Annotated in this window: 22 protein-coding genes; 14 read left to right on the forward strand and 8 right to left on the reverse strand. The window is 70.1% G+C overall.

The window, feature by feature from the left end; translation table 11 throughout:
- Window positions 1-69 precede the first annotated feature (69 nt).
- Window positions 70-660, reverse strand: coding sequence for a TetR/AcrR family transcriptional regulator (locus AC5P09_RS44060; RefSeq protein WP_493879310.1), 591 nt, complete (start codon window positions 658-660; stop codon window positions 70-72).
- 111 nt (window positions 661-771) lie between these two features.
- Between AC5P09_RS44060 and AC5P09_RS44065 the strand changes: the two genes are divergently transcribed.
- The 5 genes from AC5P09_RS44065 (at window position 772) to AC5P09_RS44085 (ending at window position 3,832) form a co-directional block, all read left to right on the forward strand.
- Window positions 772-1,356: a dihydrofolate reductase family protein gene (locus AC5P09_RS44065; protein WP_493879311.1), complete on the forward strand. Its 585-nt coding sequence runs from the start codon at window positions 772-774 to the stop codon at window positions 1,354-1,356.
- A gap of 26 nt (window positions 1,357-1,382) precedes the next feature.
- Entirely contained in the window at window positions 1,383-1,571 is a 189-nt protein-coding gene (locus tag AC5P09_RS44070; protein WP_493879312.1) for a hypothetical protein, read from the forward strand.
- Between the two features lie 259 nt (window positions 1,572-1,830).
- On the forward strand, window positions 1,831-2,244 hold the full coding sequence (locus tag AC5P09_RS44075; RefSeq protein ID WP_493879313.1) for a YciI family protein: 414 nt from the start codon (window positions 1,831-1,833) through the stop codon (window positions 2,242-2,244).
- Between the two features lie 10 nt (window positions 2,245-2,254).
- Window positions 2,255-3,481: an RNA polymerase sigma factor gene (locus AC5P09_RS44080; RefSeq protein ID WP_493879314.1), complete on the forward strand. Its 1,227-nt coding sequence runs from the start codon at window positions 2,255-2,257 to the stop codon at window positions 3,479-3,481.
- A 9-nt stretch (window positions 3,482-3,490) separates the two neighbouring features.
- The gene (locus AC5P09_RS44085; RefSeq protein ID WP_493879315.1) at window positions 3,491-3,832 is read left to right on the forward strand and encodes a DUF952 domain-containing protein; all 342 of its coding nucleotides are present in this window, start codon (window positions 3,491-3,493) and stop codon (window positions 3,830-3,832) included.
- Window positions 3,833-3,934: 102 nt separating this feature from the next.
- Here the strand turns inward: AC5P09_RS44085 and AC5P09_RS44090 are convergent, their stop codons facing one another.
- Complete coding sequence (locus AC5P09_RS44090; protein ID WP_493879316.1) at window positions 3,935-4,669, reverse strand: VOC family protein; 735 nt, start codon at window positions 4,667-4,669, stop codon at window positions 3,935-3,937.
- A 115-nt stretch (window positions 4,670-4,784) separates the two neighbouring features.
- On the opposite strand from AC5P09_RS44090, the gene AC5P09_RS44095 reads away from it, so the two are divergent.
- The 7 genes from AC5P09_RS44095 to AC5P09_RS44125 all read left to right on the forward strand — a co-directional run bounded on the left by AC5P09_RS44095 (window position 4,785) and on the right by AC5P09_RS44125 (window position 11,703).
- Window positions 4,785-5,939 carry an inorganic phosphate transporter gene (locus tag AC5P09_RS44095; RefSeq protein WP_493879317.1) on the forward strand — a complete coding sequence of 385 codons (1,155 nt, stop codon included), beginning with the start codon at window positions 4,785-4,787 and terminating at the stop codon, window positions 5,937-5,939.
- Between the two features lie 18 nt (window positions 5,940-5,957).
- Complete coding sequence (locus AC5P09_RS44100; protein ID WP_493879318.1) at window positions 5,958-6,191, forward strand: hypothetical protein; 234 nt, start codon at window positions 5,958-5,960, stop codon at window positions 6,189-6,191.
- 181 nt (window positions 6,192-6,372) lie between these two features.
- Entirely contained in the window at window positions 6,373-8,154 is a 1,782-nt protein-coding gene (locus AC5P09_RS44105; protein ID WP_493879319.1) for a histidinol-phosphate aminotransferase family protein, read from the forward strand.
- A complete protein-coding gene (locus AC5P09_RS44110) occupies window positions 8,151-8,954 on the forward strand; it encodes a phosphatidate cytidylyltransferase (RefSeq protein WP_493879320.1) in 804 nt (267 codons plus the stop codon). The genes AC5P09_RS44105 and AC5P09_RS44110 overlap by 4 nt, the downstream gene beginning before the upstream one ends.
- Before the next feature lie 771 nt (window positions 8,955-9,725).
- A complete protein-coding gene (locus AC5P09_RS44115) occupies window positions 9,726-10,274 on the forward strand; it encodes an RNA polymerase sigma factor (protein ID WP_493879321.1) in 549 nt (182 codons plus the stop codon).
- Window positions 10,271-11,386, forward strand: a complete 1,116-nt coding sequence (locus AC5P09_RS44120; RefSeq protein WP_493879322.1) for a hypothetical protein — start codon at window positions 10,271-10,273, stop codon at window positions 11,384-11,386. The genes AC5P09_RS44115 and AC5P09_RS44120 overlap by 4 nt, the downstream gene beginning before the upstream one ends.
- Window positions 11,383-11,703 (forward strand): hypothetical protein, encoded by a 321-nt coding sequence (locus tag AC5P09_RS44125; RefSeq protein WP_493879323.1) that lies wholly within the window; start codon window positions 11,383-11,385, stop codon window positions 11,701-11,703. Before AC5P09_RS44120 ends, AC5P09_RS44125 begins: the two co-directional genes overlap by 4 nt.
- A gap of 54 nt (window positions 11,704-11,757) precedes the next feature.
- Here AC5P09_RS44125 and AC5P09_RS44130 read toward each other — a convergent pair whose 3' ends face one another.
- The 4 genes from AC5P09_RS44130 to AC5P09_RS44145 form a co-directional block, all read right to left on the reverse strand.
- Entirely contained in the window at window positions 11,758-12,381 is a 624-nt protein-coding gene (locus tag AC5P09_RS44130) for a peptidase inhibitor family I36 protein (RefSeq protein WP_493879324.1), read from the reverse strand.
- 221 nt (window positions 12,382-12,602) lie between these two features.
- Entirely contained in the window at window positions 12,603-12,959 is a 357-nt protein-coding gene (locus AC5P09_RS44135) for an ASCH domain-containing protein (protein ID WP_493879325.1), read from the reverse strand.
- On the reverse strand, window positions 12,956-14,071 hold the full coding sequence (locus tag AC5P09_RS44140) for a hypothetical protein (protein WP_493879326.1): 1,116 nt from the start codon (window positions 14,069-14,071) through the stop codon (window positions 12,956-12,958). Before AC5P09_RS44140 ends, AC5P09_RS44135 begins: the two co-directional genes overlap by 4 nt.
- Window positions 14,072-14,569: 498 nt before the next feature.
- A complete protein-coding gene (locus tag AC5P09_RS44145; RefSeq protein WP_493879327.1) occupies window positions 14,570-15,031 on the reverse strand; it encodes an ATP-binding protein in 462 nt (153 codons plus the stop codon).
- 103 nt (window positions 15,032-15,134) lie between these two features.
- On the opposite strand from AC5P09_RS44145, the gene AC5P09_RS44150 reads away from it, so the two are divergent.
- Together AC5P09_RS44150 and AC5P09_RS44155 are read left to right on the forward strand one after the other, a co-directional pair.
- Entirely contained in the window at window positions 15,135-16,472 is a 1,338-nt protein-coding gene (locus AC5P09_RS44150; RefSeq protein WP_493879328.1) for an NsdA family TPR-like regulatory protein, read from the forward strand.
- Complete coding sequence (locus AC5P09_RS44155; protein WP_493879329.1) at window positions 16,469-17,287, forward strand: class I SAM-dependent methyltransferase; 819 nt, start codon at window positions 16,469-16,471, stop codon at window positions 17,285-17,287. Before AC5P09_RS44150 ends, AC5P09_RS44155 begins: the two co-directional genes overlap by 4 nt.
- Window positions 17,288-17,298: 11 nt before the next feature.
- Here the strand turns inward: AC5P09_RS44155 and AC5P09_RS44160 are convergent, their stop codons facing one another.
- Window positions 17,299-18,939, reverse strand: a complete 1,641-nt coding sequence (locus AC5P09_RS44160; RefSeq protein WP_493879330.1) for a relaxase/mobilization nuclease domain-containing protein — start codon at window positions 18,937-18,939, stop codon at window positions 17,299-17,301.
- Window positions 18,929-19,504 (reverse strand): hypothetical protein, encoded by a 576-nt coding sequence (locus AC5P09_RS44165; RefSeq protein ID WP_493879342.1) that lies wholly within the window; start codon window positions 19,502-19,504, stop codon window positions 18,929-18,931. Before AC5P09_RS44165 ends, AC5P09_RS44160 begins: the two co-directional genes overlap by 11 nt.
- Between the last annotated feature and the right edge of the window lie 52 nt (window positions 19,505-19,556).

Genomic DNA, 19,556 nt, shown 5'->3' on the forward strand with positions numbered 1-19,556 from the left:
AGCCCGAAAGCCGACGATCACACGATCGAGCTAAATCACCCTCACGCACGCTTCCCGGCGAGCAGTTGCCTACCCCTCCGGCACCACCGTCGCCACGATCCGCTCCACCAGCCTTTCCGGCACGCTCACCCCGGGCAGTACGCCGTCCAGGACGCCCGGCAGGGTCAGGTGTTCCAGGATCAGTCCGAGCATCGCGAGGTAGAGCACGGTGACGGTCTCGTCGCCGCCGGGCAGCCCGGCGTCCCGGTGGAACTCCATGCCGTACTCCAGGTCCCCGCGCACCGACTTGGTGTAGGAGGCGAGCAGTCCGGGGCGGCGGGTGGCTTCGAGGCGCATCTCCAGGAGGGCGAGATAGCCGGTGCGGTCGCGGGTCGCGCGGGTCATGAGGTCGTGCATGAAGGCGGTCACCAGTGAGCGGTCCCTCGGTCCTTTCAGCAGGTCGGCCATCACCTCGGGGTCGGGCGCGAGCCGCACGTGCAGCCGGGCGTCGATCTGCCGCAGCAGGTCGTCGCGGTCGGTGAAGTAGTTCGAGGCCGTCCCCACCGGCACCCCCGCCTCGGTGTCCACCGCGCGGAACGTCAGCCCGCGCGCCCCCTCGCGCGCGAGCACCTCGACCCCGGCGTCCACGAGCGCGGCCCGCCGCTCCGGATTGCTGGCCATGCGGAATCCCCTCTGCCATTTGATTCCGTGCCCGGAATCCACTTGCAACCACTACAACCGAAGTACTACAACTGAAGTTGTTCACCGGGCAGCCTACGAAAAGAGATCGGCTTGCGAAAGCTCACCTACTTCATCGCCTGCTCCATCGACGGGTTCATCGGGGACCCGGGCGGCGACGCGACGACCATGTACCGCTTCGTCGACGAGGAGTTCTTCGAGTTCCTCGGCACCGAGTATCCGGAGACCATTCCGACTCACGGCCGCCGGGGCCTCGGTATCGACGACCGGCCGAACCAGAAGTTCGACACGATCATCCAGGGCCGCGCCAGCTACGACATCGCGCTCAAAGAGGGCATCACCAGCCCGTACGCCCACCTGCGCGAGTACGTCGCCTCGCGCACCCTCGAGGAGTCGCCGGACCCGAACGTCGAGATCGTCGCCGACGACCTGGTCGGGAGGGTGCGCGCACTCAAGGCGGAGGACGGCGAACTCGGCATCTACCTGTGCGGCGGCTCGGTGCTCGCGGGCGAACTGCTCGACGAGATCGACGAGCTGGTCATCAAGACGTATCCGATCGTGCTCGGCACCGGCATGCCGATGTTCGGGTCCGGCTTCGCGGTCACCGACTTCGCGCTCGACTCGGTGCGCACCTTCGGTAACGGGGCGCTCGTGCGGACGTACAGCAGGAAGCGCTGAGGCCCCGCGCCCCCTACCCTGAAGGCATGGACAGCGACGCACATGCCTGTCCCGCATGCGGACAGCCCGTCGATACAGTCGTCCGGCGTCACAAGACGCTGGGCGCGTGGGTCCCGGTATGGGTGCCCGGCCCGTGCCGCAACCGGAAGTGCGAGGCGTACGTCGCCAAGGCCGCGGACGAGGCCGCGGCCGACGACAAGCACCGCACCCCGTGACGAACACGCCCGTGACGAACACGCCCGTGACGAACACGCCCGTGACGAACACGCCCGTGACGAACACGCCCGTGACGAACACCTCCACGGACACCGCCGACACGAAGAAGACCTGAGCCGAGTCCAGGAAAAAGCGGGTCGAAGAAAAAGCCGAGCCGAGTTGTCGAGAACCCCCGACCGGCTCCGACGTCCCCTGTGAGAGCCCGCCCACCACGGGCGGACCGAGGCGAAGACGCCGAAGACGCGAAGGAGCGAACTCATGAAGTACCTGGTCATGGTGCAGGGCACCCAGGCGGGCTACGAGGCGATGAGCGGCAAGGCATCCCCGGGCTCCCCGGCCTGGAGCGAGCAGGAGATCCAGGCGATGTACGCCTACATGGAAGCGATCAACAACGACCTCTCCGAGACCGGCGAGTTCGTCGACGGGCAGGGCCTGGCCGAGCCCGCGAAGATCCGCACGGTCGCGCTCGGTGACGACGGCAAGGCGGTGATCACCGACGGCCCGTACAGTGAGACCAAGGAGCTGATGGCCGGTTACTGGGTGCTGGAATGCGAGAGCCTGGAGCGAGTCACGGAGATCGCCGACCGTGTCACCCGTTGCCCCCAGCCCGCCGGGGCGCCGAACTACCCGGTGGTGATCCGGCCCATCCTGGACGGCGCCGGGGACATCTGATGACCCGAACGTGAGCACCGGCCGCGAGATCGAGGACCTGCTGCGCCGCCACGCGCCGCAGGTCCTCGGCGCGCTGGTCAGGCGGTACGGCCATTTCGACGCCGCCGAGGACGCCGTACAGGAGGCACTCCTCGCGGCGGCCGGGCAGTGGCCCTCGGCAGGGGTGCCGGACAATCCGCGCGGGTGGCTCATCAAGGTGGCCTCGCGGCGGCTGACCGACGCGCTGCGGGCGGAGGAGGCGCTGCGGGCGCGGGAGGAGAAGGCGGCGGCACTCGCCCCGCGCGACGCGTTCACGTCACCACCGCCGGGCGTGGACCGGGCGCCCCGCGAGGACGACACCCTCTCGCTCCTCTTCCTGTGCTGCCACCCCGATCTGCCCCCGCCCGCGCAGATCGCGCTCACCCTGCGCGCGGTCGGCGGCCTCACGACGGCGGAGATCGCCCGGGCGTACCTCGTCCCCGAGGCGACCATGGCCCAGCGCATCAGCCGTGCCAAGCAGAAGGTGCGCGGGGTGCGCTTCGGGCGGCCGGACAACTGGGCCGAGCGGCTGCCCGCCGTCCTGCAGACCCTCTACCTGATCTTCAACGAGGGCCATACGGCGACCTCCGGCCCCGCCCTCCAGCGGCGCGACCTCGCCGGCGAGGCGATCCGTATGACCCGTACGGTCCACCGCCTCCTCCCCGACGACGGCGAGGTGGCCGGCCTGCTGGCCCTGATGCTGCTCACCGACGCCCGCCGCGATGCCCGCAGCGGCCCGCACGGCGAGCTGATCCCCCTCGACGAGCAGGACCGCGACCGCTGGGACAGGGCCGCGATCGAGGAGGGCGTCGCCCTGGTCACCCGCGCCCTGAGCCACGGCCCCGCCGGCCCCTACCAGGTGCGGGCCGCCATCACCGCGGTGCACGGCGAGGCGCCGACCGCCGAGGCGACGGACTGGCGGGAGATCCTCGGCCTGTACGACGTCCTCGTGCACCTGGTCCCAGGGCCCGTCGAGCGGCTGGGCCGTGCGATCGCCGTCGCCATGGTGCGGGGGCCGCGAGCCGGGCTCGCCGAACTGGACGCCCTGGAAAGCGAGTTGCGCACGGGCCACCGTCTGGATGCGGTGCGGGGTCATCTCCTGGAACGCGCCGGCTCGTACGACGAGGCCCGCGCCGCCTACGAATCGGCCGCGGCCAAGACCCTGAGTCTGCCGGAACAGCGCTACTTGCGGGCGCGGGCGGCCCGCCTGAGCCCGTAACTTGATCCCATGCCCAGCCCCACGCCCCCCACGCCCCCCACGCCCCTCCTTCACCTCACCGAGCGCTCCCTCTGGGAGGCGGCCCGCGCGCGAGGCACGTACGAGATGTCGACCCGCGGCCGCACCCTCCAGGAGGAGGGCTTCATCCACTGCTCGACCCGCGCCCAGCTCCCGCGCACGGCGGCAGTCTTCTACGAGGGCGTCGAGGATCTCGTGGTCCTCGTCGTGGACCCCTCCCGCCTCGACGTGCCGGTGAAGTACGAGGAGGCGAAGCCCGGCGGCGAGGAGTTCCCGCACGTGTACGGGTCCATCCCGGTGGCGGCCGTGGTGGACGTGGAGGCGTGGGACTGAGCGCGGATCAGTCGCACGTGTACGGGTCCATCCCGGTGGCGGCCGTGGTGGACGTGGAGGCGTGGGACTGAGCGCGGATCTGCGGTTCTGCGGATCTGCGGATCAGGCGGGAAGTCCGCCCGTCTGCGGGTCACGGCCCGTCAGGCAGTACGTGCCGCCCGCCGGATCGCGCATCACCGTCCAGTGGCGGCCGTGGGCCACGAGCTCCGCGCCGAGCCGCTGGTGCTCGACGCGGGTCGCTGCGATGTCCGCGCAGGCCAGGTCAAGGTGGGCGGAGACGGGCCGTTCCTCGCCGAGGCGCTGGAGGAGGATGCGGATCGGCAGCCCGGGCGGCGGCTTGACCACATGGAACTCGGGGAGCGATCCGGGCAGGGACTGCCAGTCGGGCAGCAGCGCGCCCCAGAAGGCCACCTCGGCGTCGTACGCGGACGGCGGGACGTCGACACACACCTGGTCGAGCCGGCTGCCCCGCACCACCGGCGGCCGCACCGACTCCCCGTGCCAGGGCACGGCACAGAACAACTGCCCCGCAGGCGACCGCAGCACGGCCCACCCCTCGTGCTCGGCGGCCATGGACGCCCCGCACCCCACCGCCGACGTCACGAACTCCGGTACGTCCGCCACGGCGAAGTCGAGATGCGCGCCCCCGGCGCCGTCCGCCACGCCCTGGACCTTCACGCAGGCGTCCGTGCCGTCCGGCACGAGGGTCGCGAACTCGCCCTGTTCGCCCCGGGCTTCGGACAGCCGCGTGTCCGTGACGGCCGTCCAGAACTCCTGGGCCCGGCCGAGGCCCTGGGCGGGCCGGTCGATGAAGGCGTACGTCCAGCGGATGCTCATGCGGTGATCGTAGGCGGGGGAGGCCCGGCGGTCTCGCTCACCCGGGCGCGTGGACCTGGGACAGCCTTTGCCTTCGGTTCGCCGGGGATTGGCTTCCGCTTGTTTGCATTGCGGAATGGACCACATCACGTTGTGGGTGGCCGTCGTCATCGTCACGGCGCTCGCCTTCGACTTCACCAACGGCTTCCACGACACGGCGAACGCGATGGCCACGTCCATCGCCACGGGGGCGCTCAGGCCCAGAACTGCCGTACTGATCAGCGGGATCCTCAACGTGGTGGGTGCCTTCCTGTCCACCGAGGTGGCGAAGACGATCTCCGGCGGCATCGTGGACGACACGCTCGTCACGCCCGGGATGATCTTCGCAGGCCTGGTCGGGGCGATTCTGTGGAATTTGCTGACCTGGCTGCTCGGGCTGCCGTCGAGTTCGTCGCACGCGCTGTTCGGCGGGCTGATCGGGGCGGTGTGGGTCGGCGCCGGCTCCCACGGCGTGCACTTCGACAAGGTGGTCGAGAAGGTGCTGATCCCGGCCGTGGCCTCGCCGGTGGTGGCGGGCGCCGCGGCGCTGATCGCCACCTACCTCGCCTACCGGCTCACCGCCCGGGCCCGCGAGAACTCGGTGACGAAGGGCTTCCGGCTCGGCCAGATCGCCTCCGCCTCCCTCGTCTCCCTCGCCCACGGCACGAACGACGCCCAGAAGACCATGGGCGTCATCACCCTCACCCTGATCTCGGCGGGGGCGCTCGGGCACGACGCCGGTCCGCCGGTGTGGGTGATCGCGTCGGCGGGGCTCGCCATCGGCCTCGGTACGTATCTCGGGGGCTGGCGGATCATCCGCACCATGGGCAAGGACCTGACCGAGATCCAGTCGCCGCAGGGCTTCGCCGCGGAGACGGCCTCCACGACCGTCATCCTCACCTCCGCGCACCTCGGCTTCGCCCTGTCCACCACACAGGTGGCATCGGGCAGCATCCTCGGGGCGGGCCTCGGCCGGCGCCTCGCGGAGGTGCGCTGGGGCATCGCGGGCCGGATGGTGCTGGCCTGGCTGGTCACGCTGCCCGCCGCCGCGCTGGTCGGCGGCGTCTCCGCGAGCGTGGTCAAGCACGGCGGGAACGCCGGCACGGTCGTGGTCGCCCTCGTCGGCGCCGCCGTCGCCGCGGGCATCGTCGCCCTCTCCCGCCGCAACCCGGTGAGCGCGCACAACGTCAACGACGCCCACGAGGTCGCCCTCCGAGCCACCGAGCCGACGCGTGTCGGTACGGCCGCCTGAGCCAAGGGAGTTCACACCATGAGCATCGACTGGACCGCACTCGGCCAGGTCACCGCCGTGAGCATCGGCGTCACCGTCGCCGTGGTCGTCGTCTTCGCCCTCGGCATCCTCGGCCTCGCCCGCTTCGAGGAGGCGCGGGAGGGGAACGACGGCATCTCGGCGGTCGGCCTCGCCCAGGCCGGCCTGTGCTTCGTCGCCTGCGCGGCGGTGGTGGCGTACGGGATCTGTCTGATCGTGCCGCAGTTCCACTGACACGGGCTTCAGGCAAGAGACCGGGACGGCGAACTCCGGCCGCCCCGGCCTCTGTCGACGGGGCACACGGCGGCCGACCGTGCCTGAGTACGCGTACTCAGGCCGAGTGTGTCGCTCGGCCCTGGCGCGGCCGATCCGCGTTCCCCATGATGCAATCCTCCCTGCGTCAGAAGAGGTACTCATGGGTCGTGACCTGCAGCTGCGCTCCGCCACTCCGGAGGATCTCGAGTGGATCCAGGAACTGCGTCACCGGGTGTACGCACAGGAGTTGGGCCAGCATGCGCCGGATCCGTCCGGGCGGCTGCGTGACGGACTGGACGGCGACAACGTCTACCTGGTCGCGGCGCGGGGCTCGGCACGCATCGGTTTTGTCAGCCTGACTCCGCCCTGGCTGGGGCGCTACGCGCTCGACAAGTACCTGACCCGTGACGAGCTGCCGCTGCTGACCGAGGACGATGTGTTCGAGGTGCGGATCCTCACCGTCGAGCCGCGCTGGCGGGCCTCCGCGGCGGCACCGCTGCTGATGTACGCGGCGCTGCGCTGGATCGCCGCCCGGGGCGGTCGCCGGGTGGTGGCGATGGGGCGCACCGAGCTGCTCGCCATGTACCGGGCCGCCGGCCTGCGCCCGGTCGGCCGTACCGTCCACAGCGGTGCGTTGACGTTCGAGGTGCTGACCGGCGACGTGACCGAGCTGACGAAGGCCACGATGGACCGCTACCGCACCACGTTGGAGCGTCTGCGGTCCGAGGTGGACTGGCGGCTGGACGTGCCGTTCGCACCCCGGCCGGACGGCTGCGAGCACGGCGGCGCCTCGTTCACGGCCGTCGGGACGGACTTCCGCAGCCTGCACCGGCGTCATCAGGTCGTCGCGGCCGACGTGCTGGACGCCTGGTTCCCACCGGCCCCCGGGGTGCGGGCGGCGCTCGCGGACGATCCGGACTGGGCCGCCCGCACCTCGCCGCCGACCGGCGCCGAGGGCCTGCTGGCGGAGATCGCCGCGGCCCGGGCGCTGCCGACTGGGGCGCTCGCGGTGGGCGCCGGTTCGTCCGACCTGATCTTCAGGGCGTTCGGCCAGTGGCTGACCCCGGAGAGCAGAGTGCTTCTGATGGACCCGGGCTACGGCGAGTACGCCCACGTCACGGAGCGGGTGATCGGATGCCGGGTGGACCGGTTCCGGTTGCGCCGCGAGGACGGCTGGCGGATCGATCCGGCCCGGCTGTCCGCTGCCGTCGCCTCCGGCCGCTACGACCTCGTGGTGGTGGTCAACCCGAACAACCCGACCGGACGCCACGCACCGGCCGCGGAACTGCGCTCCGTGATCGCCGCCGCACCGGCTCGAACCCGTTGGTGGATCGACGAGGCATACCTCGGCTATGTCGACATGACCGAGTCGCTCGCCGGCCTCGCCGCGACGGACCCGCGGGTGGTGGTCTGCAGCTCGCTGTCCAAGATGTACGCGCTGTCCGGTATGCGGGCCGCGTACCTGGTGGCCGAGCCGACCACCGCGGCGCGGCTACGGCTGCGGACACCGCCCTGGCCGGTCAGCCTCCCGGCACAACTGGCCGCGGTGGCAGCCCTGCGCGACCCGGCGTACTACAGCGCCTGCTGGCTGCGCACCCACGCGCTGCGCCGGCAGCTGGCCGGCGACCTGGCCGGGTTGGACGAGGCCCTGGTGGTGGAGGAGGGCGTGGCGAACTTCCTCACCGTGACCCTGCCGTCCGGCGGGCCGAGCGCCGCACAGGTGGTGAACGAGTGCCGCCGCCGCGATGTCTACCTGCGCGACCTGTCGCCGATGTCCTCGGAGTACCAGGGGCGCACCGTGCGCATCGCGGTCAAGGACACCGCCGAGAACGCGCGCATCGTGGCCGCCTGTCGGGCCGCCCTGGACGTGCTGCTGCCGCGTGCGGCGGCCTCGCTCCCTTCGATGCCTGAGGGCGTTGCCGCCGCCGGATCCGCTCGATGATCACCGTGGCCTCCCTGGCGCCCTACCTCGGTGGGGCGCTGGCGCTCGGCGGCATCGCGGTGGCCGCGTCCCGGCGTCGCGAGCTGCTGATCCGGTGGTGCGCCTGGGCGGTCGGAGTGCCCCTGGTCACCGGTGCGTTCTGGCTGGGCCGCCCGGGCGCCGCGGCCGTCGCCATCGCGGTCGGGGTGATCGCGGTGATGGAGTTCGGCGGGCTGATGCGGCTGGGCCGGCCGGACCGGGCGGTGCTGGCCGCGGCGGTGGCGGGCGTGGTGCTGACCGCCTGGCTGGCGCCCGGGCAGGAGCTCCGGGCGGCCGCGATCGGGGCGCTCGCGGTGGCCGCGGTGCCCCTCCTGGCCGGCGACGCCGACCACGGCCTGCACCGGCTCTGTGCCGGGCTGCTCGGGCTGGCCTGGCTGAGTGTGCTGTCCGCGCTGGTGCCGCTCGGGGCGAGTGCGCTCGCGTTGTTCGTGGCGGTCTCGGTCGCCGACATCGTGGCGTACTTCGCCGGTCAACGGCTGGGCGGGCCGCGGCTGTCGCCCCTCTCCCCGGCCAAGCGGTGGAGCGGGACCCTGGCCGGGGCCGCGGCCGGCCTCGGCGTGCTCGCCGTGCTGTCCGCGCTGAGCTGGCCGATGGCGGTTGCGGTGGCGGTCGGCGGCCCGGCCGGCGACCTGCTCGAATCCATGGTCAAGAGAGGTGTGCGGACGAAGGACGCCGGCCACTGGCTGCCCGGCTCCGGCGGCCTGCTGGACCGCATCGACTCGCTGCTCGTCGCGCTGGCCGTCCTGCTCGTTCTGCGCTGACATGTGCCGAGGGCCCGTCAAATGCCTCGCCCTGCGGCCGCCTCCCGCCGCCTCCGGCCGCCTTCGTGCTCTACGAGTCCCCGATCCCGCCGCATGGGCCGGTCGCGGGCGAGGCCGTCGGAGCCCCTTCGAGCAGACGGTGACGGAGGGCGACCTGGACCAGGCCCTCGCCTTCGGCACGCGGAATCTCCTGCGGATGCCGCAGGAGGCGACCGAGGAGATCCGCCTCACCGCCCCGCACTCCTCGTCACCGGCGAACTCAGCCCGCCCGTCCTGCCCGACACCTCCCGGCGCCTTGAGAACGTGCTGCCCGGCAGCCGCCTGGTCCAGATGCCCGGCCACGCGCACGAGGCGTATCCGACCGCCCCGGACATGCCGGTCGAGGAGATTGCGAAGGGGCCCGACCGGAGTGTGTCCGGTCGGGCCCCTTCGGGTTGCCCGTAGACCCGCGATGGTGCACCGATCGCCGGTCGGGAGCAGGCTGACGGAAGGTCAGGCCTTCTTGGTCTCCTAGTAATGGGGCGGGTCGGTGACCTGCGGGGATCTTCTCTGTGGGGCACTGACCTGGCCTTTTATCGATTGCTTGCGATGGGGTGCGACGGTCTTGATTGGGTGTCCTGCGGACTGTATGCGGACTGGTGGAGCCGGTTGTGCGGAGAGGGCGTAGGACGAGGTGACAGTTCTACGGACCTGAAGTTCTCGAGGATGTAATCGGCAGCCCGGTCCGGACACGTACAGGGTGAGAGCACCAGAGGACGAGGAGGGCGCAGCGTGGGGCAAACAGCGGATGACTGGAGCGGCTTCGAGGCGATCTACCGGTCCACGTACGTGGCTGTGCTGCGTTTTCTACGACGTCGGGTGGCGTGGGACGACGCGGAGGACGCGACGGCAGAAGTGTTCGCCACCGCATGGCGCAGGCGGCAGGACATGAAAGGCGAGCCCATTCCATGGCTGTTCGGAATCGCCCGGCACGTCGCGGCGAACACACTGCGGTCTTCTGGCCGGGCCGCACGACTCGGTGACCGTCTCCGTGATTGCTCGGCGGAGGGAGATATTCGAGCGGCAGAGGACGAAGTCCTGGGTCGCCTGGGAGCGGTAGACGCCTTGGCCCAGCTGTCCCCGGACGATCGCGATGCGCTGATGCTCGTGTCCTGGGACGGGCTGCAGGCGAGCGACGCGGCGAAGGCCATGGGGCGCAGCCGGGGAGCCTTCGCCGTCCAGTTACATCGGGCGAGACGGCGCCTGGAACGAGCCATGACCGAAGAGGGATTGAACCCGGACGAATTGTCGGCGTTGGCACTTGAGGGGAGAGCGGGATGAAGGGCGAAGTCGAGCGCGTGCGGAGGTTGCTGCCCGATGCCATGGATCCGGCTGCAGCGTCTGTGCCGCTCGGAGAGTCTGCTCAGCTCTCCGAGCGGGCTGAGAGTGAACTGACGAGCCTCCGCTTGTCGGCAGTCGCAGAGGCAGGGGGAGCGTCCCGCAGCAGGCCCGGCCGCCGGATCGTACTCACCGCTCTGGTGGCCTCGGCAGCGGCTGGCGCGGTGGTGGTCAGCGGTGGCGTGCCGGGGCCGGGATCGGGATCGGGATCGGGATCGGGAAGAGAGGCTGTCGCCTACGCGGTAACCCCTCCGGTGCTGTCCCTCACACCGGTGAAGTCAGCACCGCAGGACTTCCTGCGGGACTTCGCGGCAAGGGTGGCAAAGCTGCCACGAGAGCGAATCCATGGACCATACGAGTACACCAAGGTCTGGGGGTGGGCACTGAACACCAGCGGTGACGTGCCCGGCGGAGTGGCGAACGCGGCGGTCCCCGAGGAAACGGAGTCCTGGGTCAAGGGCGACGCGTCGGGCCGCAGGCGCATTGTGTACGGCGAGCCGATCTTCCCCAATCCCGACCAGGAGAAGGACGCCAGAGACGCTCAGCTCATCGCCGGTAAGAAGATCGAGGACACCGAATACGGCCCGGGGAAGTTCCCGAGCTTGGAGAGCGACGCCTGGAAGGACGTCGCACCGTTCTCTGCGAGGCCCAAAGAACTGGCGCGGCAGCTTGGTGAGGTGAACTGGGAATCCGGGCTGTTGGTCAAGGGCGTCGAGGACATGCTGCGCTACGCCGGCAGGTCAGGGCCTCTGGACCCGGCTCTCCGCGCTGCAGCCTTGCAGGTTCTGGCCGAGGCCCAGGACGTGAGTGTCTCTACGACGACGACGTGGCAGGGACAGGAGGTCGTCGCGGTGACCCAGGGGGAAACCTGGAAGGGGAGCACTTCGCGCCAGTCGGTGCTCTTTGACCCGCGTACCGGCGATCTGGTGGGCAGCGAGGATGCTCTGTTCGGGAACGCGCGCGCGTTGAAGATCAAGGTGCCGGCGACGACATCCGTGAGCGAGGTGCTGGCACGGGAGACAGCGATGAACGTCGATGAAAGGCCCAAGTCATGACCGAGCGGAAGCGGCCGAGGCCCTCATGGGTCGAAACAATCCGGCTACCTGGCCACGACTCCTCGCGTGGCGAGCCGAAGCCTGACCTTCTGGTTGAGGATGTGAGGCAGGGAGTCCTGGCCGGACTGTTCGAGGCGGGTGCCCTGCTCCCCGAGGTGCCGCAGCTACAGCGCATATACGCCCTGAACCCGGACGGTGTGCGGGACGCTATGTCGTGCCTGCGGCGGGAGGGCATTGCAAATCTCCACGATGAGTACGAGGAGACCTACTTCGTCGACGACGACTACGTGCGCAGCATGGGGCAGAAATCTCGGTGACGCCGGGTGGCACGCCCGTGGATCGGACGCGCCACCCGGCCAGTCAGGATCTGACTAGAGGCGGCACGCCTTGAAACGCGATGCCTTGTCGTTGTTCACGCCCAGGCTGGAGACCTTGGTCCAGGGGTTCTCCACCCAGAGCTGCCTGCTGAGGTTGTCGTACACGGTGACCTTCATGCCCCAGTAGTCGATGTTCCGGGTGGTGTTGACCCAGGAACTTGTCTTCCGGGAGAAGTCGTAGTCGGCGAGGTTGATGCTGGCGGAGCAGTGGGCCCAGTTCCACTGCAGGCGCCGGCCGCCGAAGTTCGAGTTCTGGTAGAAGCAGTACCAGCGGTTGTCGTTGGCGCCGGCAGGGCAGTTCTCCCAGTCGGCGGCCTCGGGCTCGGCGGAGGTGTCGTCCGCATCCGGCGCCGCGGCTGGGCTTGACGGCGGAGCGTCCTCCTGCCCCGGCAACGGGAGCACGAGGACGGCTTGACTATCGGCCCATGAGATTTCGTTGGCGCTGATCTGAACGCCACCCGTGGTGGCGGCGAGGGTTGTGTCGATCTCGCTCTGAAGAGCCTCGCGCTGTTCGCTGCTGAGCGCTTCGACCTCGGCGCGGCCGTCCGCCACCGAGACTTGCGGCAGACTCGCCTGTTGTGCCTGTGCCGTGCCGTTACTGACGGTGAGTGTTCCCACGAGAGTCAGTGCTCCCAGGGATACGCTCAGGGCCCGTCTTAAATGACGCGCGATCACCCGGTTCTCCGTTCGGTTGATCTATCAGGACAAGACCGGATTGAACGCGCCTTCGATAAACGTCCGATAAATCTGCACCTGAAAGGCACAGGAGAGTCGCAGCTGTCTCACTGCTTTGGGTGCGGAGTCTGGGGTGAGTGTGCCTTCTGTTGGCTCATCTCCTTTCAGGTACCGTTGCGTTCGATCTCGATGGCGAGAGCGCCGAGGGCTTCCTTCTCAGGTGGGTAGATGGCGCGAATGTTGGCGATCTGCTGCTCGCGGGTGGCAGTCGGGTTGACGTTGGCCGGTCCCTCGCCGTCCAACAGCGCCTCGAAGTCGTGATACTCGGTGACCCGCTTGACCTTGACCTCGCAGGTCTCATCGGTGCCCTTGATACGGAAGCGGATGGTGTCACCGGCGGCGAGGTCGGCGAGGTGCGGGTACTTCACCCGCACCTCGATGGTCTTGGTGTCCGCGGCGACGAGGTCGAAGTACTGGCGGTAGAGGTTGAGTTCGTGGACGCGGGCGGTGGTGTCGGTCATGGGGCGGGAACGCTCCTGAGGGCTGGTGCGGTCATCATGCGGCCGATTTCGGCGGCCGAGTACGAGCGGAAGAAGTGGCGTGGGTCGGACAGCAACGTATCGGTCATGGAGAGGAGTTGCTCGGCGTACTCCGTCACGGTGCCGGGCCATTGCCGGGTGTCGAGCATCCAGCCAGCGGCCCCCGCGGGCAAAGGAGCGAGGCCCTCGCGGATCAGCGACTTGGACAGCTTGGCGCCGGTGTCGGTGACGACTTGGGGACAGAAGAGGCGGGCCGGGAGCTGGGCGCGTGTGAGGCCGACGGCCTGGAGGGCCTCGTCGACCAGGTGGGATCCGAAGACCCAGTCGCTGCCCTTGACCATGATGTGCAGGGTGCTGTGAGGGTCGGACAGGGCCAGTTCCTTGACCATGTTGCGGTACAGGGTGGCCAGGTCGAGGTAGGCGCCTCCGGCTGGGGTGATGGTGGCCCGGTAGGGGCCGTGATGGAGGCAGACGGCAGCCACTTGCGCGGCCTCGCGGTCGGCGAGGTGGACTTGGGTGCGTTCGGCGTGTTTCTCGGCCCAGCCGCAGTCGGACTGCGGGCAGGGAACGCGCAGGTGTGGTGTGCCGGTGGAGGGGGCGAGCCACCAGCGGGCGGCGTCGAGGCGGGGCAGGAGTCGGAGCCAGGTGCGGCGGAAGTGCGCGCCGGCTTGTTGCTGGCTGTAGGTCTCGACCCGGTGTGGGATGCCCAGGCGCCGGGACAGCACCGTGAAGAGGGGCTGGTACAGGGCGGCGACGAGGTCGGTCAGGGCCTGGTCGCCGAGGGCCTGGGCGTATGCGCGCTGGTAGCGGTGGCCGGTAGTGGGGTCGGTGGTCAGCTCGTACGGGGCGTTGTCGAGGGCACTGAAGAGCACCTCGGTGGGGATGCCAAAGCGGTCGCGCAGGCGGGCGGCCATAGCGAAGGCCAGGGACTGCACGAGCGAGGTGCCGATGTGCGGGGCGCCGTTGATCTGGGTGCCGACGACCAGCACGATCCGCGCGGGCGGGGCGGCCAGGATGCGCGGGGTCAGGATGTCCTCGGCGTGGTGGAGAGCGTTGGCCAGGACGGTGTTCGGTGAGACGGGGTGGGTCGTCATGGGATGTCCCCCTGGGGTGGGTCGAGGTTCCTTCGGCTCGGGTGTGGCCGAAGAGGAGGCGCTGGCGGAGCGTGGCGCGGTCCAGGTAGCTGTCGATCTCGGCTGGGGTGGCGCTGTGGAAGAGAGGGTCGAGGCCCAGCACGAGAGCCACCGGAGCCCGCTGGCCGAGCAGCAGGGTCCAGGGGCGGCCTGCGGGGATCCGTTTGCGATAAGGGGTGGCGTCGAAGCGCAGGGCCACCTCGGTCGGAGTGACCAGACACAGGCGTGGCCCGATGTCCGGCGGGGGAGCGGTGGCGGGGCCGAGGTGCAGAGCTTCGGCGACTGCACGCATGCGTTGCTTGATGACGGGCGGCGTCTCATAGGGGCTGCGGGGTGGTTGGGGCACCAGTAGGAGGCAGCACAGGGCAGCGCCGGTCGGGACGGTGTCCAGCCACGTTGTGGTGGCCAGGGAGGCGATCAGCCCAGCGGACGGAGCGAAGGACTCGGCGCCGGCACGCGTCAGCATGTGGGCACCACGCTGTGGTGGAAGGCGGCCCAGACGCACTTGCCAGGGCCCTGGCGTTCTGACACGCCCCAGTGGTCGGCGACAGCGGAAACGAGCAGAAGGCCCCGGCCATCGTCGGCGGTGGTCGGTGGCTCGCACTTTGTGGGTGTGCCGTTGCCGCTGTCGTGTACCTCGATGCGCAGCAGGGTGGCGTGCAGTTCGACGCGTACGAGGACCTGTCCGCCCGAAGGGGCTCCGTGCAGGAGGGCGTTGGTGGCGAGTTCGGAGGTACACAGCCGGATGTCGTCGAGGCGTTCGGTCTGTCCCCACTGGGTAAGGGCCTCGGTGACGAAGGTGCGGGCGGCGCTCGGGGTGGTCCGTCGCCGGTCGAAGAGTCTCGTTTCGTGCTCTACGGCGCCGTCGAGGGCTTGGTCCCGCGCGAGTGTGTCCGGCTCGGCGGGCAGGTTGCTGGGCATGGTCAACAGCCAACCTCTGTCGCTCGTTTGGGTCGGGAGCCAGCGCGGGGGCCAAACCGGGGGCCACTATGGGGGCCAGAGTTCGCGTGCTCCGGGGAGAGAGATGGGCGATACGGGGATCGGTGCGCTGCTGGTCCGGTTGCGCACCGTGCGTGGCTGGACCCAGCAGAGGGTTGCCGACGAGTACAACGTCCTGGAGGGGCGCGTCGCCAAGACCGGCAAGGAGATCGGGCGTTACGAGCGCGAGGCGCGTATTCCGGTTCCCTACACCAGGAAGTACCTGGCGCAGGTGTTCGGCGTCGATGCCGCGGTGCTCGACCAGGCCGTCGCGTTCAGTAAGAGCCGGCGGAGTGATGACGGCACGACAGAGGCGCCGCTGGAGCTGCCAGTGCGGCCTACGGTGCGTCCACGCTCTGGGGAGAAGGCCGTGTCGGCGGATGCGGTGACGTCGGCCGACTTCGCCCGGTTCATCGCGCAGCGCAACGCCGACGAGTTCGTCGTCGAGCAGTTGGAGGCCGATGTCGCCCGGCTCGCCCGCGCCTACGTCAGCCATCCGCTGATGGAGCTGTACGTCGAGATCAAGCGGCTGCGGGACGGGGCGTTTGGGCTGCTGCGCGGGCGTCAGCATCCTCGGCAGACCGCCGACTTGTATGTCGCGGCGTCCCGGTTGTGCGGGCTGTCCGCGCACGTCTGCCTGGATCTGGGGGACTACGACTCCGCAGCCACGCATGCTCGTACCGCCCGGGCATGCGCTGAGGCGGCGGGACACGAAGGGATGCTGGCCTGGGTGCGGGCCGTGGAGTCCCTGATCGCCTATTGGACTGGGAGGTACGAGCAGGCGGCGCGGCTGGCGCAGGCCGGCCGCCACCACCGGGCTCGCGGCAGCATCGGAGCCCGACTGGCGAGCCTGGAGGCGCGGGCACTGGCCATAGTCGGAGACCGGGTGGGTGCGGTGGCCGCTCTTGCGGACGCCGAGCGTTCCCGCGAGGCAATGGTCGGCTACGACGAGGTGCCGGGCATCTTCGCTTTCCCGGCCGCCAAGCAGTTGGCGTACGCCGGGACGAGCCACTTGGCCGTGGGCGGGCGGGAGCATGTCCATCAGGCCATTGCCAGCGCCGACGCTGCGATTCGGCTCTACCGCAGCGCTGAGGACGACGATCAATCGGTCGGTGACCTGTTCGCCGCCCATGTCGATCTCGCTCGCGGCCATTTGCTCTTGGGTGACCTGGGTGGCACCGAGGCGATCCTTGGATTCGTCCTCGACTCCCCGCCCGAGCGTATGTCGGCCAGCATCGTGCGTCGGCTCACTGCTCTGGGTCGGGAGCTGAGCGGGTCGCAGTACGGTGGAGCCGCGCAGGCCCTACACCTACGCGAACGACTCCAGCACACGGCCGTCCTCGCGGCCTCAACCGCCGCCCGCCCACCGGAGCTGCCGACGTGACCGAACTGTCCGCCGCACACGACGCCGCCGTCACCGACCGGAGCCGCCTCGCCGGTAGCGCCTACAACAGTGACCGGGATCTGGCCGCCCGCCAGTCGCTTTACCAGTGGCAGACGCCCCGTTACGACCTGCCCGGCATCGTCGCCGAGCAGTTGAGCAGCGTACGTGGGCGCGTGGTCGATGTCGGCTGCGGCAACGGCAAGTTCATCCATCGGCTTCGCGGCGACCGGCCCGACCTGGCTCTGCTCGGCCTGGACATCGCTCCCGGCATACTCGCCGGAGTGCCCGGCCCCGTCGCCGTGGCGGATTGCACCCGCCTGCCGTTGGCCACGGCGAGCGTCGACGCTGCCCTGGCGCTACACATGCTGTACCACGTCCCCGACGTTCCCCAGGCAGTGCGGGAGCTGTCCCGCGTCGTTGCCGGTGACGGGCTGGTGATCGCCTCCACCAACAGTGACCGGGACAAGGCGGAACTCGACGATCTGTGGCAGCGGGCCGCAGGCGACGTCCTCGGCACCGGACGGGGCCCTGCCCGCATCTCGCTCAGCGCTCGCTTCTCCCTGGAGAAGGCTCCGGCCTTCCTGGGCGAGGAGTTTGGCCACGTGGAGACGATCAAACTGCCCGGCACCATCGCGGTTCACGATCCCGAGCCGGTCATCGCGCACATGGCTTCCTACCGGGCGTGGGCAGACCAGCACGACGTGCCGTTCGAGGCCACGATCGAGCGGGCCCGCGCGATTCTTGTCGATCACATTGCTCAGTACGGGGCCTTCGAGGTCACGTGCCTGGGTGGCATCCTCGTCTGCCGCCGCTGAGGCCGACTCCGCTATCGGTGACGGCTGCGCTCCGCAGGTCGATCGCTCACCGTCGTGGGCGTGGGCTGCAGTGCGGGCGTATCGGGCGTGCCCGTGCGGGTGTTTCGCCTGCGGGCTGCCTGTGCTCGCCTGTTCGGTTCGGCGGTGATGCGCCAGTTGAGGACCTCGGCGGGGCGTTCGGCAGTGTCGAGTTCTCGCTGGGTGGCGACTTCGGCCAGGAGGCGTCGGGGGTTGTGGCCGGCGGTCTCGGCGCGAGCGAGGGTCGTGGTGAGGGCGAGCCAGGTGGGATCGGTGAGGACGCGGTCGGCGTGGTCGGGGAGGGCTGCGCGAAGGTCTTGCTCGAAGCGGTTGATGGTGGTGGCGCGTGGGGCGCGTCGGGTGAGATCCGCCAGGACCGGATGGGCGGCCTGCTGCTCGTGGCCGCGTTGCTCGTGCCACTTGGCGGCTGCGCGTGCCAGGTGGAGGGCGGCGAAGACCAGGGCAATGGCGACTCCGCCTGGATCGTGTGTGGCGTAGGCGAGTTCCTTGGCGGCTTCCCGCAGGGCGGTGGCGGCCTGATGGTCGGCGCGGATTGCCGAGCGACGGGCGCGGTTGAACGCCCTTGCCGCAGCGTGCAGTTCGGCCCGGTGCGCGCCGTGGGTGGCCAGGGCCAGGTTGTGGAGTGTGTCGCCGAAGGCATCCAAGTGGCCCTGGTCCATGGCGTCGTTGCCCGAGTCGAGGAAGGCGCAGGCGCGGTGGATGGCGGTTTCGGCGCGGTGCCACGGTTCGGCTGGGTCCGCCGCCGGTCGAGGGCGGTCGGCCACGTCCTGGGCGGGGAGGCGTTCGCACAGGCGGTCGTAGGACAGGTCGGGGGCGAGCTTCGAGCCGCCGTACCAGACCGGCTTGCGGCTGGTGGTGTCTCCGGGCGCGGCCAGGCTGTATCCGGTTACCTCGCCGGTCTCAGGGCCGATGCGTGGCCTGACCTGGATGCCGAGGGACTGCAGCACGGTGAAGTACTCGTCGATGCTGCGTACGGCGGCGGCGACCGCGTACGACTGCTCGCGAAGCCACTCCCGTGGGGCCTCCTCCTGGCCCTGGCGCTCGGCCTTGGCCCGCTCGGCGCCGGTGGGGGTGCGCGGGGCGGTGAGGTCGCCGGACTTCAGGCGGCGCAGCCCGAACTCGGCCTCGATCTTGCGGCATTCCCGTTGTGCTCGCCAGCCGTCTCGGTTCGTACGGGGGCGGCGGCCGTCGGCGCGGACGGTGGTGGCCATGATGTGGATGTGGTCGTCGGCGTGCCGGACCGCGATCCATCGGCACGCCCGTTCGTCGCCCTCGGGGGCGATGCCCGTTGCGGCCACGACGCGGCGGGCGACCTCGGCCCACTCGGCGTCGGTGAGGTAGCGGTCGCCGGGCGCGGTGCGTACTGGGCAGTGCCACACGTGCTGCGGCGGCTTCTTGCCGCCCAGTTCGCGGGTGCGCAGGTCGACGTGGTGGTCCAGGCGCCTGGCGAGCTGGGTGTAGGTGGCTTCGGGATCCCGGCCGGGGTCGGGGGCGCCGGTCATGTCCCAGGCCGCGACGATGTGCGGGTCGGTGTGTTCGTCGCGCCGCCCTTTGCCGAAGAGGTAGTTGATCAGGCCCAGTGTGCTGGAACCGGTGGAGACGTCAGGCACCATGGCCGGCACCCTTCGCCAGGATCTGGTCGATGAGCCGGTAGCTGGCCTCGATCGTCTGCTCGACGCGGGACAGCACCGTCTCGGCATGGTCAGGAACAGTTCCTCGGTGGATGGCTCCGGTGATCTGGTTGAGGTTGTTGCCGACGCGGTTCAGCGCGACGGTGTGGGCCTCGATGGCCGCTATCAGCGGACGGATGGGATCGTCCTCCGGGCTGCCGATCAGGCCGGCCTTGCCGAGGGCGACGGCGAGCGCGGCGTCGCCGACGAACCCGGCGAACTTCTGGCCACGCCGATCGGCCTCCTTGGCGATGATGCGGACCGCGGTCGGGGTGAAGCGGATGGTCTTCTCCTGGTCGCGCTTCTCGGTGGTGCGCTTGCGGTTCATGAGCGCAGGCAGCACCGGCGCATCGGGCTCGCGCCAGGAGAGCTGCTCGACGGGTGAGCGGTCGTCGGCAGGCAGCTTGGCGTGCGGTGCAAGGGAGTTGACGATGAGCGCGGTACTGGCTTCAGCCATCCCCTCCTCCGGCTCGGACGCCCGCTGGCGCCCGGCCTCCTCCTCCGCCACCCCTGGGGCGGGAGCAAGCGCGGACGAAGCCTCGTTAGAGGCTCGTTCGCTC

The sequence above is a fragment of the Streptomyces sp. a15 genome (assembly GCF_059026085.1).

Bases quoted from the DNA above. Each gene is read 5' to 3' on its own strand.
- AC5P09_RS44150 (WP_493879328.1), top strand. From the start codon at position 15,135: ATGGGCGATACGGGGATCGGTGCGCTGCTGGTCCGGTTGCGCACCGTG.
- AC5P09_RS44100 (WP_493879318.1), top strand. From the start codon at position 5,958: ATGAGCATCGACTGGACCGCACTCGGCCAGGTCACCGCCGTGAGCATC.
- AC5P09_RS44145 (WP_493879327.1), bottom strand. From the start codon at position 15,031: ATGCCCAGCAACCTGCCCGCCGAGCCGGACACACTCGCGCGGGACCAA.
- AC5P09_RS44160 (WP_493879330.1), bottom strand. From the start codon at position 18,939: ATGGTGCCTGACGTCTCCACCGGTTCCAGCACACTGGGCCTGATCAAC.
- AC5P09_RS44070 (WP_493879312.1), top strand. From the start codon at position 1,383: ATGGACAGCGACGCACATGCCTGTCCCGCATGCGGACAGCCCGTCGAT.
- AC5P09_RS44075 (WP_493879313.1), top strand. From the start codon at position 1,831: ATGAAGTACCTGGTCATGGTGCAGGGCACCCAGGCGGGCTACGAGGCG.
- AC5P09_RS44060 (WP_493879310.1), bottom strand. From the start codon at position 660: ATGGCCAGCAATCCGGAGCGGCGGGCCGCGCTCGTGGACGCCGGGGTC.
- AC5P09_RS44120 (WP_493879322.1), top strand. From the start codon at position 10,271: ATGAAGGGCGAAGTCGAGCGCGTGCGGAGGTTGCTGCCCGATGCCATG.
- AC5P09_RS44105 (WP_493879319.1), top strand. From the start codon at position 6,373: ATGGGTCGTGACCTGCAGCTGCGCTCCGCCACTCCGGAGGATCTCGAG.
- AC5P09_RS44125 (WP_493879323.1), top strand. From the start codon at position 11,383: ATGACCGAGCGGAAGCGGCCGAGGCCCTCATGGGTCGAAACAATCCGG.
- AC5P09_RS44095 (WP_493879317.1), top strand. From the start codon at position 4,785: ATGGACCACATCACGTTGTGGGTGGCCGTCGTCATCGTCACGGCGCTC.
- AC5P09_RS44110 (WP_493879320.1), top strand. From the start codon at position 8,151: ATGATCACCGTGGCCTCCCTGGCGCCCTACCTCGGTGGGGCGCTGGCG.
- AC5P09_RS44090 (WP_493879316.1), bottom strand. From the start codon at position 4,669: ATGAGCATCCGCTGGACGTACGCCTTCATCGACCGGCCCGCCCAGGGC.
- AC5P09_RS44085 (WP_493879315.1), top strand. From the start codon at position 3,491: ATGCCCAGCCCCACGCCCCCCACGCCCCCCACGCCCCTCCTTCACCTC.
- AC5P09_RS44135 (WP_493879325.1), bottom strand. From the start codon at position 12,959: ATGACCGACACCACCGCCCGCGTCCACGAACTCAACCTCTACCGCCAG.
- AC5P09_RS44140 (WP_493879326.1), bottom strand. From the start codon at position 14,071: ATGACGACCCACCCCGTCTCACCGAACACCGTCCTGGCCAACGCTCTC.